We start from the raw sequence: 16,000 nt of genomic DNA on the forward strand, positions 1-16,000 counted from the left end.
AATAGTGGGGCTATTTGACGAAGAAGCAGGAATTTTTAGACCAATTTATCGCAACCGCAGTAGGGTAGTCTATTCTCGGACAGGCTCCTAGGAGCCTGTAGCCCACTCACCTCAGATCTGAGGGCTACAAAGAACACAGTACTTCTTATTATTGTCTGCCCATCCATCACAGGCGTCAGAACTACTGACAAAATGGTGCAGACAGGGGCATTTTTCAGCGTTGACGGCATCAAATAAGGGGTTGAGCCATGACAAATTGAGCCGTGACAAAATGTGCGAACCTCACCCGAAAATAACAAACCAGCCGCTGACTGGACCGGGCGAGGAGAAATTCCCCCATGTCGCTCTCATAACAAGTATTTCGACGAATAAACAAGGAAATTACTATGCATGTAGGGGCGAAAGGAACAGGACCTTATGCGGGCACTGCGCCAGAACAAACAACTGAAAGGGGGGCAAGTAAAAAGCGTAAATGGCCCGCAAAGGACAAGGCCGTTGCCCGCTCAAGTAAAAAGCGTAAACTGTCTGCGGAAAATACACCTGCCTGCTCCCGGCCCAAAGGCATCCGGTTGCTTCGGAGAAAAATACAGCAACTGGAAAAACAGTCTCGACCATTTACGCTCTACAGGGCAGACTCAAAGAAACGCCTTCACCGCTCAGATAAATCATCAGTCAACAACACCTCTGTCATCAGTTATGACTCAAAAGGACCCGTACAAAAATTAAATGGCAGGGCAAAAAACAGAACAGACGATAGCCATATTGAATGTCGGCATTTGGCTTATGCGTTTGCGACCGGCGGCTTTGGCGTTAAAACGAGTGTAAACCAAGGTGAACCCAAAGAACCGGGCGGCAAATTTAATGCCGTCGCCAGTATAGAGACTATTCAAAACAATGCCGCTATAAAAACAGATCAACAGTTGGAAAAAACGCCTGTTTCCGGGGGCATCCCCAAAGTAGCCGTTTATTTTGATGCCGAACGCTTTGGGCAGGCATTGTATGACCTGTGGATGAACAAGGGTGCGAGCGATCCGGCCGCCCGTGGCAAGCTATCTCAAAGCTGGCTTTTGGAGACAGAAAACCATTCCATGGCTATCAAGCTGGTGCCCACCGCCTGTTCAGCTATCAAGATAGAATGGTATGACCCAAACTACACAACAATCGTGCGACGGGTGATTGTCTCGAATGAGGAAGTGCTTCAACAACTCACCCTGAGCCCGTTTATTTCCAGGTATGATCAAAAAGGTTATGCCTTAGGCCAGGGGCGTGCGGGCATCCTGATGAGCACAGACACTGTTGAGGCACAGAATGATTCCGATGTTACCGTATTGGCAGCGTTAACACCCTCATTACTCCATTTGTTAATGCAACATGGCCAACTAAACAACAGCGCCGTGGGCTCACTAAAGGCAATATTATCGAAGCTAAAGAGCGACAACCCCCACGAACTTATCGTGCTGCTCAACGCCAAAAGTGCTGATGGCGCACCCGGTTTTTTTATGGCACTACAAAATGGTCATCAGGAGACTGTCAGGGCTTATATGGAGCACATTAAGCCGTTTCAAGGCATACTTGGGCCAAAACTCACAAAGAAACTGCTCGCCGCCAAAAAAAGAAACGGAACACCCGGTCTTTTTATGGCGCTACAAGATGGTCATCCCGAAGCTGTCAGCGCTTATCTCGAGGGTATTAAGCCGTTTCGAGGCATATTTGGGCCAAAAGTCACAAAGAAACTGCTCGCCGCCAAAAGAGAAGATGGAACACCCGGTCTTTCCATGGCGCTACAAAATGGCCATCCCGAAGCTGTCAGCGCTTATACCGAAGGCATTAAGCAGTTTCTAGACCTGCGTGAGGCAAAAGCCATAAAGGACATGCTCACTATCAAAATAGTAGAGGGGACGCCCGGTTTTTTTCTGGTGCTAGATGGGGGTAATTCTGTCGAGGCATCAAGTGGTTTCAAAGAGGAAATGTCAGAGTAGGTCTGGACTACTCCAGATGAAGTGGTAAAAACCGCATGCGTATCAACTCCCCGAAACCCATTAAGCGCCTTTTGCTTTTTTAATTTGCAGCCGCCGTTGTTTAAAAAAATCGCTGATCATCTGTCCACATTTATCTGCCAGCACACCACCGGTAGCTTCTACCCGGTAATTCATCTGTGGCTGAGAGAGCACCTCGGTGACACTTTCAATGGCACCTGCTTTGGGTTCCAGGGCACCGTAAACCAATCGCCGGATACGACTGTGAACAATAGCACCTGCACACATGGTGCAAGGCTCCAGGGTAACGAACAGTTCACAATCCACCAGCCGATAATTACCCAGCGCCCTGGCCCCAGCCTGAAGTGTCAAAATTTCAGCATGGGCAACAGGGTTGCAGCCTGAAATGGGCTGGTTATGGCCCCGGGCAATAATAGCACCCTTCAAAACAATAACAGCGCCAACAGGCACTTCCCCTTTTTCAGCCGCTTTTCGCGCTTCAACCAGGGCTTGTTCCATCCAGATTGTATCGTCCTTCATTTACCGGCTCCCTTCTATTGGCTACCTTTTGGATTTTTGTCTGACTTTAAATATAAGCTGGCAATTAAAACCCATAGGTAAGGAACTGTCACTCATCTGCCATAGAAAAAAACACTGTCATAATACCAGGTGCAAAAATAAATTAACCTCCTTGGTAGTTTGTGCGATATATACTAAAAGTTAGTACACCATTATCTATCGGTGACAAGTTACCAGCGGAGGGTATGGTCAATGTCATTCAAGCAAAACGTCGAAGAAAACCTGGCACACTTTGCCAAAAGCATCGGTTTGGGGGAGTTGAGCCTCAATGAGCACGATGCCTGCGGGCTTTGCTTCGATGACACACTGGTTGTCAATATGGAATACCTGGATGAAGACGAAGCCCTGGTCTTTGTCGCCTCAGTCAAACCCATGGACGCCCACGACAACGCCAAAGTGACCCTTTATGAAGCCATGTTGTCATTCAACTTGCAACACCACAGTATGCAAGGTGCCTTCCTGGCGTTGAACCACGATAAGAGCGAAGTCCTGTTGATACGCTCTATGCTGGCATCGGCTGACTACGGAACCTTTGAGTCAATGCTGGAGAAGTTTGTCAATACACTTGAGTGGATTATTGGTGAAATTGAAACAGCCCAGCACAGTGACGACAATACCCAGGGCACCCAAAAGCCAGAGGCTAACCCGGCAGCAAATAACAACCCGCCCGCATCCCCGAGACCACCCGCTGGCGGCCCCGGCGATATGGGGATGATGGTGTAATGCCTGCCCCCTGCGTCACTGTGTAATCAATGTGTAAAAAGTCGCTACCATCAGCGACTTTTTTTATGCTGAATTGTTAGTCCTTGCCTTGTTTTATCCCCGTTCTCTGCCGATAGCCTTTCCAAACACCCTGAGAACAATCAGATAATGGCTGTCACAGGAGATAGGCGTGGCTGATACATTTAATTACCTGACCTCTGCTTTGAAAAATGCCGTAGAAGGCGGCACCCTGGTGGACATTCGAGGGCGTGTCACAGAGGTTCAGGGCATGATTATTCGCGCGGCGGTGCCTAATGTCAAGGTGGGCGAGTTGTGCAGAATGGTTGCCCCTGATGGCGAGGAAGCAGGCTATGCCGAGGTAGTCGGGTTTCAGGAAAACGAAACGGTATTGTCGCCTCTGGGTGAAATCATGGGTATTTCTTCCAGTACCGAGGTGATCCCCACAGGCACAGTCCACCATGTGGGGGTCGGCAACCACCTTCTTGGCCAGGTGCTCGATGGTATGGGAGACCCCCTCGATAAAGGCGCTTTTGACGGTATAGAGCCTGAAGCCTGGTACCCTGTTTATGCTGAAAGCCCTGACCCGATGACACGAAAAATCATTGATCGCCCCTTACCTCTGGGCTTAAAAGTCATGGATGGCGTGCTTACCTGCGGGGAAGGACAGCGTATGGGCATTTTTGCTGCTGCCGGCGGCGGTAAAAGCACGTTGCTGTCCATGCTGGTCAAAGGGGCTCAGGTCGATGTTACCGTGCTCGCTTTGATCGGCGAACGAGGACGGGAGCTGAGGGAATTTATTGAACATGACCTTGGACCAGAAGGCGTAAAGAAGTCGGTCATTATTGTGGCCACCTCAGACAAATCCTCCATGGAACGTGCCAAAGCCGCCTACACTGCCACTGCTGTGGCTGAGTACTTTCGGGACCGTGGGCAGCGTGTGCTGTTGCTGATGGACTCAGTCACCCGCTTTGCTCGAGCACAGCGTGAAATCGGCCTGGCAGCCGGTGAGCCTCCTACTCGTCGAGGCTTCCCACCCTCGGTCTTTGCCACCTTGCCTAAACTGATGGAGCGGGCCGGAATGTCAAACATTGGCTCTATTACCGCACTTTACACGGTGCTGGTAGAAGGTGATGACATGACCGAACCTGTGGCTGACGAAACCCGCTCAATTCTTGATGGCCATATTATTTTGTCGCGCAAACTTGCCGCATCCAACCACTACCCGGCTATTGATGTCCTTTCCAGTGCCAGCCGCGTCATGAATGCCATTGTCCCAGACGCCCATAAAGAAGCCGCCGGCAAACTGCGCGAGCTAATGGCAAAATACGATGAGATCGAGCTGCTGGTTAAAGTGGGTGAATACAAAGAAGGCTCCGATGCCGTCGCCGATGAAGCCCTCAGTAAAATTGAGTCAATCCGTACTTTCTTGAAACAGCGGACAACGGATTTTATGTCATACGATGACATTATTGCCCAGCTCAGACAGGTGACGGGTGTCTGATGCTCCATGACTTACTGAAGGTTAAAGAGATCCGGGAAAAATCAGCGAATGATGAGGTTCTGCGCCGAAAACGGCTACTGGCAGAAGCCCGGCAGACAAAGAAAGAGAAAGAGCAAGCGCTGTTTGACTATATCGAGTGGCGCTGTAAAGAAGAACAGGCGCTATACGATAACATATTGAATACCGACGTACGGCAAAACGATCTTGACATGCTCAAACAAAAGGTCGCCTTGTTGCGGGAGAAAGATGCCACCCTTGAGCAAGCCATTGAGGCAGCGAAAAATGATGTTGCTGCTGCTGAAAAAGCCCTCAAGGCAGCGCAAGAAGCCCATCATAAGGCACAGCTGGCCGTAGAGAAGTTTGAAGAATTTACGCGTGTTCTTGATGAAGAGGCTGCCAGAGAGGCACAACGGCTTGAAGAAATTGAAATGGAGGAGTTCTCGGTCAGGCCAAGCCGTTAAATAATGACGAAGGGAGAGATACCATGCACGTTGATCAAAGTCCTAACACTGAGCAAAACAAACCTTCTGTGGACAATCAGACTCAGCAGCAACCTAACGAGCGGGTATCTCAGGAAGAGTCTAACCGCTTTAGCAAAGAGCTGAAGAAAAAAGAACCCAAGAAAAAGCCCGAGGAAACCGAAGAAGCATCACTGGAAACGCTGCTGGCAGAGCAGCGAAGACTGGAAAAAGACATCAGTGAACAAAAAAAACGGATGGGTGAAGGAGGGACTGGTGGTCAACAACACCAAGGTTCAGAAAACCAGCGCTCCCCTTCGGAAATGATGCTCAGTCACATGCAGGAATTACAGCTGCAAACCAGCTTGAGCGCCCAGGAATTACAGCTGCAATCAGACATCAAACTTCAGGCATTACAGCAAACCAAAAGCATTAAAGAGGTAGAGGCCGCCCTGCAAAAAATGGCCGATCAAATCCAGGTCTCTGCCAAAGATGCCGTTAACGGCGCTGAAATGCGCATCACCATGAAAGATACCGTATTACAAGGCACAGAAATTCGTGTGCATCGACACGCTGGCGAACTCACCGTCACCATGAACACCACCTCAGCAGAAACCCACAACCTGCTGGCGCAACATCAGGCCAGCTTGCAAAAGCACCTCGATGAGCGCTTTACCGGTGAAAATGTCCAGATCAGCTTCAATATGGCCGGTGATGACGGAGACAATGAGGAAGGAAGCGCTCAAAATGAGTATGCCACAGAAGAAGAAACCAATGATGAGAAGCCAACTTCGGCCTAGTTAGCCCATGAGCAACGCATTCCCGGATCTGCCAACGGTTTCACCCACTTACGCGCGTCTGAGCCGACTGCTCGCCGTACGACAGACCCGTTTTAACATCACACTGGCAGAACAAACCGGGCAGCTTACCCTGGCGGCCATTGATACCCCTGTGGCAAAGGGCTATCAACTTATTCTGTCTGTTAATAATGAGACACTGCCAGTCAGTGTCGATGAGCAGATGCTCACCCTGCTGCTGCCAGGGCGCCTTGAGCATTTCGCGGCAACAAAGCTGCCCAAAGAGCTGGTCATGGCGGCATTGATGACCGGCATCAATGAAACGCTGCATCATCTCTGTGACGTTTTTAATATACCCGTAACCCTTGAAGGGTTTGACAGTTCATCCGGTGAACCTGTCAGCGGGGGGCTGTCTCTGGTTGTCCAGGTTAATGGCATCACCTGTGGCGCTTCCGTACCAGCTAACGAGACAACGTTGTCCCTGTTACAACAGTTGCCGTTTTACGCGCAATGCCCAGTCCCTGCCATTCCTTTTGTCGCGCGGCTTGAACTCGGACGCTCGCTGCTTACAAAGGCGGAGTTCGGCAACCTTGACGTTGGCGATATTATCTTTTTGAAGCAACACGTGAGCGGTCAACAATTAATCCTTCGGTTTAACCATCGCACCGCTTTTCTGGCTGAAGCCGATGGCAACCACGTCACCATTGAACAGAGGATGGCTCCTATGGATGAAGCACATGACTTTGACGAACAGCACGGAGCAGAGGGCAGCGTCGACCTGTCTGACATGGCCGTTGAGCTGCTATTTGAGATTGGCAGCCAACAGTTTAATGTCAGTGATTTGCAGAATATTCAGCCTGGCTACGTTTTTGAGCTCGACCGCTCCATGGAGCAACCCGTTCGCATCCGGGCCAATGGTAAGGTGATTGCCGAATGCCAACTGGTGCAGATTGATAATCGGCTCGGTGCCAAAATTACCCAGTTAAAGCAGTAAACGCCCAATAACCTCCCTTTTCAGGTGGCGCTATGGACAGCATCATTTCATTAACCAGCCCGTTTTATCTGCTGCTCCCTCTGGCACTGATGTCACTGATTCCCTTTTTTGCCGTTTTAGGGACGTCTTTTCTGAAACTGGTGGTGGTTTTCTCCATACTGCGCAATGCCACCGGTCTGCAGCAAATTCCGCCTAACATTGCCATGAATGCCCTGGCGATTATCCTGACGCTCTATATTATGGCGCCGGTGGGCTATCAGGCCAGCGAAATCATTCAAAAGAATAACCTCAGTTTTACCGTTGAGGACATGTCCTGGGTAGACAGTTTGAAAGTCGCCGCAGAGCCTTACCGGGACTTTCTGGAGCGAAATACCGCCAAACGGGAACGGGCATTCTTTCTGAAAACCGCCGGGACACTTTGGCCAGAAAAATACCGCTCAACACTGACAAAAACAGATTTTGTGGTGTTGATGCCGGCTTTTTGTATCAGTGAGCTGGCAAAGGCCTTCCAGATTGGCTTTTTGTTATACCTGCCCTTTATCGTCATTGACTTGATTGTCTCGAACATCCTGCTCGCCATGGGGATGATGATGGTTTCCCCAATGACCATTTCACTGCCATTTAAACTGTTATTGTTCGTTATGCTCGATGGCTGGACGCGCCTCACCCATGGCATGGTATTAAGTTATGCTTGACCCGGACGTCATCGGTCTGACGGCACAGGCACTGATGCTGACCTTACTGCTGTCAATGCCGCCTATCATTGCCGCTTCAGCCGTGGGATTGTTAATCAGTTTGATTCAGGCACTGACACAAATTCAGGAGCAGACACTGCCGTTTGCCTTCAAGCTCATTGCCGTCATTATCAGTATTCTTCTTACCGCACGCTGGATGGGCATTGAAATTTATAACTACTCACTGGCCATCATGAATCAGATACCGGATCTTTAGCCATGCCAATTCCGGTGAGTGAGCTCAAAGAATGGTTTTATGTCTTCTCCATGGGACTGCCCAGGCTGCTGGCACTGTTTACTGTGCTGCCGATGCTCCACAAAAAGGTGTTAGGCGGCACCATGATTCGCAATGGCATCTGTCTGTGTATGGCCATTTTTTTATACCCCATGCTCGCTGAATATAAACCAGCAGGCCCGGTACCTATTTTCATGACTGCCATGATTGTGGTGAAAGAAGTTTTTATTGGCGCCTTACTCGGATTTGTAGTGGCAGTGCCTTTTTGGGCGCTGGAATCGGCTGGTTTTTTTATCGATAACCAGCGCGGTGCCTCCATGGCCAGTACCATGAACCCGTTTTCAGGTTCAGAAACCTCACCTTTGGGTATTTTATTCACGCAGGCGTTTATTGCCATCATCATGACCAGTGGCCTGTTTTTGCTGTTGCTGAAAAATGTCTTTTTAAGTTACGAGGCCTGGCCGGTTTTTCAGTACTTCCCCCACCTGAACATGAAAGCGACGGTCTTTTTTTTAAACCAGTTTGATTTAATTGTCAGTCTGGCCATGTGGCTTTCTGCCCCAGTGGTAATTTCCATGTTTATCACCGAGTTTGGTATTGCCCTGATCAGCCGCTCTGCTCCCCAGCTGAACGTGTTTATTCTTGCCATGCCCATTAAAAGTGGCGTTGCAGCCGCTATTTTGGTGGTTTATGTGGGGGCTATTATGATGCTATCGCGCCAGCATATGATGAACATTGCCGAGCTGTTTAAATCCCTTGGAGTACTTTGGCGATGAGTGGCGAAAAAACCGAAGAACCCACGCCGAAAAAACTCCGGGATGCCCGAAAAAAAGGGCAAGTGGCTAAAAGTAAGGAGGTCTCAGGTACCTTTGGTTTAATTGCGGTACTCGCTACCATTTGGGCTATGAGCGATCGGTTTATGGAAAGTATCGAACAAATGCTGATGCTCCCCGCATCGGTTTATAATGAAGACTTTGCTTTTTCTTTCAAAGTGGTGACCACAGGGATTCTCGACGAGTTTATTGTACTTTTATTTCCACTTGTTATGGTGGCCATGTTATCTGCCATTATCGGTAATGTCATGCAGTTTGGTATGTTGTTTTCCGGGGAGTCGGTTAAACCCGATATTAAAAAGATTGACCCGGTTCAGGGCATGAAAAAAATATTCGCCTTAAAGAACCTGGTGGAGTTTTTTAAATCCATTATCAAAATCGTGTTCCTCTCCTTTGTGGTTTACTTTGTCATCAAAACCACACTCGGCGATATGGTCAATATTCCTTATTGTGGTACCGGCTGCATACTGCCAGTGACCGGTGCGGTCATGAAGAAACTGTTGATTTACTCCGTTGCTGCCTTTGTGGTCATTGCTGTGGCCGACTACCTGTTTGAACGCCATAATTTTATGAAACAACAGCGCATGACCAAAGACGAAGTAAAGCGAGAGTACAAAGAAATGGAAGGCAGTCAGGAAATCAAAAGCAAGCGAAAGGAAATACACCAGGAAATTCTCAACTCAGCAGAGAACACCAAAAAATCCGATGTGGTCATAAAAAACCCGACCCACCTTGCTATTGGACTCCATTACCGGCAAGGTAAAACCCCCTTACCGGTGGTCATGGTTAAAGGTCGTGGTGCCCATGCCCGCTTTATTCTCAAGGTCGCCGAAAAAGAAGGGATTCCCGTTCTGGAAAATGTCCCCCTGGCCCATGCTTTATTTGATACCGCTATTGCCGCTTATATCCCCAGTGAATTGATTGAACCTGTGGCAGAGGTCTTCCGTTGGGTGCAGGACGTTAAAGAGGAAGAAAAATACAGCGATTAACTCATTCTCTGCCTTTTATGTTGCCTCCCCAGCATATTCGTTTCTATTAAAATAGCCAATGGCAAGTTATATATCTGGGAGCCTGTCGGACTTAAGGAAATCTCGGCCTGAAATCCAGAAAGTGCGGCCAGAATTTCATGCTCGAAAGCATAAGTCCGACAGACTCCTAGAAAATTATTTAATGGAAGAAAGCAAAAAACCTTCTACAATTACCTCCAATATATTGTTACTCGCTGTTTATTATTTTATTAAATCAAACAGAAACGCATAAAAACTATCGATACTAAAATACACAAAATTGCTTAGTCTTTTAATAGCACACAGGTACAAACCGTTATGAAAACAGGGTGTAAAAACGCCTCAAAGACGACAAGGTATCTCTCATACTCAGTGAGCCTACTTTGCTTTTTTGTCTGTTCTGTTTCAATGGCAAGGTATCCCCTCAGTCACCCCCTTGCAACCACAGGATTAACCGACCGCAATTTTAACGATTGGGAGATCGTCGAAAAACAAAAACAACGCGTCAACTATCTCTCAAAAACATTTGAAACGCTAATCACTTCAGAAGCCAGTGAAACAGTTCGGACCGATGAGCCTCAGAATAACACTGGCTTAAGTGATATCCTCGATAGTGAGCAGCATTATCTGACCCGAAAGAAAATACTGGACTTTGCCAGGCTGGCAAAAGTGGCTTACAGCATGGCAAAAGAAGGCGCCGATATTTCAAAGAGTGATTTTTCTCGATGTTCATTCTCTACGGCGACGGAAACCCCCTGGCACATTATTTCCTTTCGTGGGAGTAAAGGCTCTACAGCCATCGACACGGCTAAAACCGCCATCAATGCGGCAAGTGCATTATCAGGTAACGGGACTCCCTTGCCAAATACGCCGCTTTCCTCTGAGTCCACGGTGGGGATCGCTGCCTTGAGAAAGGCATCACAGCCCCTGCCCCACGCCTTGCGATCTTACGAACTGGTCATTGCTTTAAATGGAACCATCACTGTCGCAGATGCGTTAACTGATGGCTGTGTTAATAAAGATACGCGATTAACCCCGTTGGGTCTTGGTATTAACGCCACCGCACACTCAGGGTTTGTAGCAGCCGCCAAGTCAGCCATACCTTCTATGGAATTAGCCATTAAGCAACTTTTTATTGATGCTCAATTATTTCATGAGCACGATATAGACAGTGACCTGGCTGATATGATGGTCAATCTGGAAAAACGTAACATCCACATTGATACCGTATTTACTGGTCATAGTCTCGGTGGCGGGATTGCCCTGCCCCTTGCTGCCTACTTTGCCAGCAATACACTGCTTGGTACAACAGCGTTATCAGATGATTCAGACTTGATCTTTGCGAACGCTCATCCTGAACGGCTGCAAAAATGGTTTCCTACCTATGTGGTCACCTTCGGTGCACCACGGGTGCTCAATAACTTTGCCGCTATAGAAATAGAAAGTCTTATTGGCAGAGATCACATTCTTCGCGTTGTTCATAACCTTGATATTGTGCCGAGAGTCCCATTAGCTTCCATGAATTTTGCTCACCCTGGGCTGACACTATGGGTTCCAACGGAAATTGATCCTTATCAGTATGGTGGTACTATTTTTACTGAAACGGTCAAAACCGCCGTGATGTTTGCAGCAGCATTGACTGACCCCACCTGTGCCGCCTACGCGTTTTGCGTATCCTTGTTGGGCAACGCCGGCAAGTTCATTACCAACTGGCACAGCATGGATAATTACCTCCGATTTACCCGACAAACCCTGCCCGACCTTGATTTAACCCATTCAGACAGTGCTTCTGAACTCGACGCGTTGCTCTTATCGGGTACTGCTTCAGTTATACCCACCGCGATTTACTACAAAAATAAAAGTATTGAGCCAACTCCCCCTCAGAAAACAGGGAAAACAAGGAAAACAAGGAAAACACCTAAGCAGACTGCTAACGACAACATTCACAAGAGTTCGTTCTCATATCTGGCCGGGAAAATCTCTTACCTGGCAAAGAAAACCATGTCTTTACTAACACGTATGAAGACCTATTTAAGCGGTGGTGGTCGTTAAAAAGCCGCCTTAACAGTCTGCGCCAAGGGTATGGCTGATCTTGAGCCGCCATAAAAAATCGTTTGAGTATATCTCACCGGGTATATACTGTAGTTTTTCAAAAAAACGTCAGACCAGTTATGGATTACCCCACCTTAACCATCTCTTACAAGCGGATAGAAACACGCAGCTACGTGATTTCCCTAATTACACCTTGGTATTTATCATCTACCATTGCGCTACAAGTTGAGCATCTTTAAAAGAGCGAAAGTAGCTCCTTATTATTGGAGCTATTGATACATACTCAGGACGGGACAAAGCGTAGAAACCTCTGCTACACTTACCGCCCAAAAGCCGTTTTCCACTGACTGGCAGTGTTCTTCCGACGCTTGCGGTAGCTTGGTCATGAAGAATAACGGCTCTTGTTTTCAAACGCTATACAGCAATTTCCCCACTGTGGAGTCATTATGCAGCAACAGGCTATCAAGCAAGAACCCACTGTTTTCATTATCGATGATGATGAAGCTGTGCGTGATTCACTAAAAATGCTGATGGATTCTGTCGGACAGGCCGTTGAAGCATTTTCTGCCCCTGCTGATTTTCTCAAGAGCTATGATGAAAATCGTCCAGGCTGTATCGTTCTTGATATTCGCATGCCCGGCATGAGTGGTCTAGAGCTACAAAATAAGTTGATTGAAATTCACTGTATCCTGCCCATTATCTTTATCACAGGTCATGGCGATGTCCCGATGGCCGTTCAGGCCATTAAAGATGGTGCCATGAACTTTATTCAGAAACCATTCCGTGACCAAGAGCTTCTCGACCTGATCAATGATGGCCTCAAGCTGGATCTGCAACAGCGTCGTGAACTGCTTGAGCACAAGGAAATTCTGCGCCGCTTATCCTCTTTGACAGATCGGGAGCGCGAGGTGCTCCATCACGTTGTGGAAGGCAAAGCTAACAAGGTTATAGCTGCCGATATAAATCTCAGCCAACGTACCGTAGAAATTCACCGCTCTCGCGTTATGGAAAAAATGGGCACCAAGTCATTGGCCCACTTGGTTCGTCAGGTGATGCAAGTAAAAGAGCATCTCGAAGGTGAATTTAACTTTAAAGTATAAATACCCATAACCTTTGCCTGGTGCTGTTAAGCGCTAATACCCATACAGTCGTCATTCCCGCGAAGACGGGAATCTACCAGAAAATGGACTCCTGCCTTCGCAGGAGTGACCAAAGCGATGGTTGTATGTATATTAACGCTTGTTTGCACTAGGAGGCTGTCCGAGAATAGCGCCCGTAGCGAGGATGGCAGAAAATTGAGGATAAAAAGTCGGAAATTTTTAGTGAATAGTGGTTCTATTTGCTAAAAATTTCCGAATTTTTAGACCAATTTGCTGCCACCGCAGTAGGGCAGTCTATTCTCGGACAGGCTCCTAGTAGCTATCCCCTTGAAAGTCAGTGTCCTTACCTGATTTTTGAGGGGCAACACCTGCTGTATTTTGCATTCAATCCCTAGTGCCACAGTTTAACCCATCCAATAGAGCGCATTTAGGTACTCCCCGAACAACGTCTAGTAAAACCCTCCATTCAGCTATTTACAGGCAGCTTCTAAACTCGACGACGGTAGGATGGATTAAGAGAATCAAAAACAATAAAAAAATGATCGTCGTACCTGTGAGAAAAATCATCAGATATGGCTGAAAACCGCTATATTTTCAGCCACGGCTGATGGTTTATACATCGACATGAATCGCTAAATATATAGCAGGGCCGCTTATATGAATCTGGCACTACCAACAACAGTGTATCTTCTTGAGCAAGATACAGACATCACAGAGACTATTCGTAGCCTTTGTGAAGAAAAATCATTAATGTTGGAGTGCTTTCAGACAAGCAGTGCGCTGATCAATGCTGTACACAAGAAAGCACCTGCCTGCGTCATAGTTGCCAATGACAAGCCCTGCGGCCAGGCACTTGGACTCTTATCTACTCTCAATAATGAGGAAAGCACCATCCCGGTCATCATTCTGGGAGACCATAGCGACGTTGCCAGCGCCGTTGCCGGGATAAAGGCAGGCGCCATTGATTATATTGAAAAACCGGTAATATACGGGCGTCTCGCGGAACATTTTAACCAATTCATCAAGCAGCCTGTGGCAATGAGCCTATTATAATATTCCCTCAGTGTGACTCAATCCGAAGCAGCAACCTGACCTCTTCCACATAGCGCTCAACTTTATCGAGCAAACGGCAAGCCTCAGGGCTTTGGTGATGCGTCCTCGACGTCATCAACGCCTCCTTGAAGGCTTGAAACCCAAATCGCTCCCCACCGGACTGTGTCAGGCGATGAATACAAAATTGTCGCCACTGCTCTTTCTCCTGTCCATCAAGAACGTCTGGATAATTTCTAGCCTTATAGCGAAACAGCATTTCTTCCAGGCGCCGGTCTTTGAATGCCAGCTCCAACTGACCGAGTTCCTCAGGACTGGTGTTGACGACCTGATCCATGGCACGGCGATCAGCCGGAGAAAAGAAACCGCCGGAATAAAGCATCATGTCAGGATCATCAGTCATCTTTACAGGGGGACTGGCAAACACCTCCCGCACTTTTTTCGATAAACCTTGTTGCGCCCGTAATAATGTCCAGTGCTTGCGACAAACGTCTATATCCAACGGCAATCGGTGATGATCTTCCTTTAAAACCCTCAGTGGGGCAATCACGGGGCATTTATTCAGATGAATCACTTTCAACGGAATACGGGCGCTGTTGTCGGGAAGCTGATCCACCGCAGTAAATACCCGCTCCTGAATTTGCGCTACTGACAATGCCATCAAAGGCTCTGGGTCCACTGTCAGGTCATAGACAATCACGCCATTGTTATTGACCGGGTGCCTGACCTGTGGCATGACAATGGAGAGGTTTTGCTTTTTTGGCCCAAACATCCCTGAAACATGCACTACCGGTTTTTGCGTTGATAGATTCAGCAAACTGGCAGCCTCGTGCTTGCCTCTTTGCTTAAAAACGAAATCATAGACTTTTGGCTGGTGGCTTTTTATCAGCCGGGCCAGGGCAATGGTTGCTCTGACGTCAGATAACGCATCATGGGCATTGCCATGATCAAGATTGTTGGCACGCGCCAGATCTTCCAATTTAAAGCTTTTATCACCATTGTCGTGTAATGGCCAGTTGATCCCTTCAGGTCTCAATGCGGCAGTCAACCTGACCAGGTCAATAAGATCCCAGCGGCTATTTCCATTTTGCCACTCTCTGGCATAGGGGTCGTAAAAGTTACGGTATAAACTGTGGCGCGTGACTTCATCATCAAAACGCAGGGAGTTGTACCCTACAGCGCAGGTTCCCGGCACCATCAACTCTTGATGAATTCTCCTGATGAATTCTGCTTCTACCAGACCTTTTTTATTCACTTCTGTCGGGTCTAATCCTGTCACCAGGCAGGCTTCAGGGTGCGGTAAATGATCCTTTGGCAGCTGGCAGTAAATATTTAAAGGTTCACCGATTTCATTAAAATGTTCGTCAGTTCTAATACCTGCAAACTGACATGGCCAGTCCGCAGCAGGGTTTGTTCCCACCGTCTCATAATCAAACCAGTAAAAACTTTTCATATTATTACCTTGCACTATTGTTCATTAAAACAACATAAATCACTGATAATACAGGGATTAACACCCATAAACTTTTCATTTTGGTTCTTTAGTATCACCATTATTTCACCTTGTATCAAACCATAGTGTGTACATATATTTTGATCTTTGGGTATTTCATTAATTTTTACTATTCTGCACTCTTTGCATTCATAATATGTACACAACAATAATGGAGCCACTGCACTGCCTCTTATCACTCGACTCTCAAGTTTTTCTCTGACCGAATGAGCAGGTAATTTAATTTTTAGCGCTGGTCTCACTGCTGCGACTCAGACCTCACGGCTTCGCAAAGCCTTCATTGTGGCAGCAGGAGGCCAGCTGAGCCAAGCTTGGTAGATACTCTTGGTTTTGCAACTTTCTACTCTTAAGAAGCAGTCTTAAAAGTCTGCCCGTAGCGAGGACCGCGAGAAATGGCGGATAAAAAGTCGCTTTTGTGAGGAGAATAGCGGGACTATTTGACGAACAA

Annotated in this window: 15 protein-coding genes; 13 read left to right on the forward strand and 2 right to left on the reverse strand. The window is 47.6% G+C overall.

All coding sequences use genetic code 11. The features are described from left to right. The first annotated feature begins 386 nt into the window (after positions 1 to 386). Positions 387 to 1,979, forward strand: a complete 1,593-nt coding sequence (locus V4C51_RS14355; RefSeq protein ID WP_330926872.1) for a ShET2/EspL2 family type III secretion system effector toxin — start codon at positions 387 to 389, stop codon at positions 1,977 to 1,979. A gap of 60 nt (positions 1,980 to 2,039) precedes the next feature. On the opposite strand, the gene tadA is transcribed toward V4C51_RS14355, so the two are convergent. Then, positions 2,040 to 2,516, reverse strand: a complete 477-nt coding sequence (gene tadA / locus V4C51_RS14360; protein WP_330926873.1) for a tRNA adenosine(34) deaminase TadA — start codon at positions 2,514 to 2,516, stop codon at positions 2,040 to 2,042. A gap of 231 nt (positions 2,517 to 2,747) precedes the next feature. On the opposite strand from tadA, the gene V4C51_RS14365 reads away from it, so the two are divergent. The 12 genes from V4C51_RS14365 to V4C51_RS14420 all read left to right on the forward strand — a co-directional run bounded on the left by V4C51_RS14365 (position 2,748) and on the right by V4C51_RS14420 (position 14,042). Continuing rightward, complete coding sequence (locus tag V4C51_RS14365; protein ID WP_330926874.1) at positions 2,748 to 3,278, forward strand: type III secretion system chaperone; 531 nt, start codon at positions 2,748 to 2,750, stop codon at positions 3,276 to 3,278. Positions 3,279 to 3,447: 169 nt separating this feature from the next. Further along, a complete protein-coding gene (gene sctN, locus V4C51_RS14370; protein ID WP_330926875.1) occupies positions 3,448 to 4,779 on the forward strand; it encodes a type III secretion system ATPase SctN in 1,332 nt (443 codons plus the stop codon). After that, positions 4,779 to 5,240, forward strand: a complete 462-nt coding sequence (gene sctO, locus V4C51_RS14375; protein WP_330926876.1) for a type III secretion system stalk subunit SctO — start codon at positions 4,779 to 4,781, stop codon at positions 5,238 to 5,240. The genes sctN and sctO overlap by 1 nt, the downstream gene beginning before the upstream one ends. A gap of 23 nt (positions 5,241 to 5,263) precedes the next feature. Next, positions 5,264 to 6,037, forward strand: coding sequence for a type III secretion HpaP family protein (locus tag V4C51_RS14380; RefSeq protein WP_330926877.1), 774 nt, complete (start codon positions 5,264 to 5,266; stop codon positions 6,035 to 6,037). A gap of 7 nt (positions 6,038 to 6,044) precedes the next feature. Then, positions 6,045 to 7,028 carry a type III secretion system cytoplasmic ring protein SctQ gene (gene sctQ, locus V4C51_RS14385; protein ID WP_330926878.1) on the forward strand — a complete coding sequence of 328 codons (984 nt, stop codon included), beginning with the start codon at positions 6,045 to 6,047 and terminating at the stop codon, positions 7,026 to 7,028. 32 nt (positions 7,029 to 7,060) lie between these two features. After that, on the forward strand, positions 7,061 to 7,723 hold the full coding sequence (sctR, locus tag V4C51_RS14390) for a type III secretion system export apparatus subunit SctR (protein ID WP_330926879.1): 663 nt from the start codon (positions 7,061 to 7,063) through the stop codon (positions 7,721 to 7,723). Then, entirely contained in the window at positions 7,716 to 7,979 is a 264-nt protein-coding gene (gene sctS, locus V4C51_RS14395) for a type III secretion system export apparatus subunit SctS (protein ID WP_330926880.1), read from the forward strand. The genes sctR and sctS overlap by 8 nt, the downstream gene beginning before the upstream one ends. Positions 7,980 to 7,981: 2 nt before the next feature. Then, positions 7,982 to 8,773, forward strand: a complete 792-nt coding sequence (gene sctT / locus V4C51_RS14400; RefSeq protein WP_330926881.1) for a type III secretion system export apparatus subunit SctT — start codon at positions 7,982 to 7,984, stop codon at positions 8,771 to 8,773. Then, entirely contained in the window at positions 8,770 to 9,819 is a 1,050-nt protein-coding gene (sctU, locus tag V4C51_RS14405) for a type III secretion system export apparatus subunit SctU (RefSeq protein WP_330926882.1), read from the forward strand. The genes sctT and sctU overlap by 4 nt, the downstream gene beginning before the upstream one ends. A 426-nt stretch (positions 9,820 to 10,245) precedes the next feature. Beyond that, entirely contained in the window at positions 10,246 to 11,889 is a 1,644-nt protein-coding gene (locus tag V4C51_RS14410) for a lipase family protein (RefSeq protein WP_330926883.1), read from the forward strand. Between the two features lie 446 nt (positions 11,890 to 12,335). Continuing rightward, entirely contained in the window at positions 12,336 to 12,989 is a 654-nt protein-coding gene (locus tag V4C51_RS14415) for a response regulator transcription factor (protein WP_330926884.1), read from the forward strand. Between the two features lie 657 nt (positions 12,990 to 13,646). Continuing rightward, positions 13,647 to 14,042, forward strand: coding sequence for a response regulator (locus V4C51_RS14420; protein WP_330926885.1), 396 nt, complete (start codon positions 13,647 to 13,649; stop codon positions 14,040 to 14,042). 7 nt (positions 14,043 to 14,049) lie between these two features. Here V4C51_RS14420 and sbcB read toward each other — a convergent pair whose 3' ends face one another. Beyond that, positions 14,050 to 15,492, reverse strand: a complete 1,443-nt coding sequence (sbcB, locus tag V4C51_RS14425; RefSeq protein ID WP_330926886.1) for an exodeoxyribonuclease I — start codon at positions 15,490 to 15,492, stop codon at positions 14,050 to 14,052. Positions 15,493 to 16,000 lie beyond the last annotated feature (508 nt).

It is taken from the genome of Candidatus Sororendozoicomonas aggregata, from assembly GCF_031528575.1.
Classification (GTDB): Bacteria; Pseudomonadota; Gammaproteobacteria; order Pseudomonadales; family Endozoicomonadaceae; genus Endonucleibacter; species Endonucleibacter aggregata.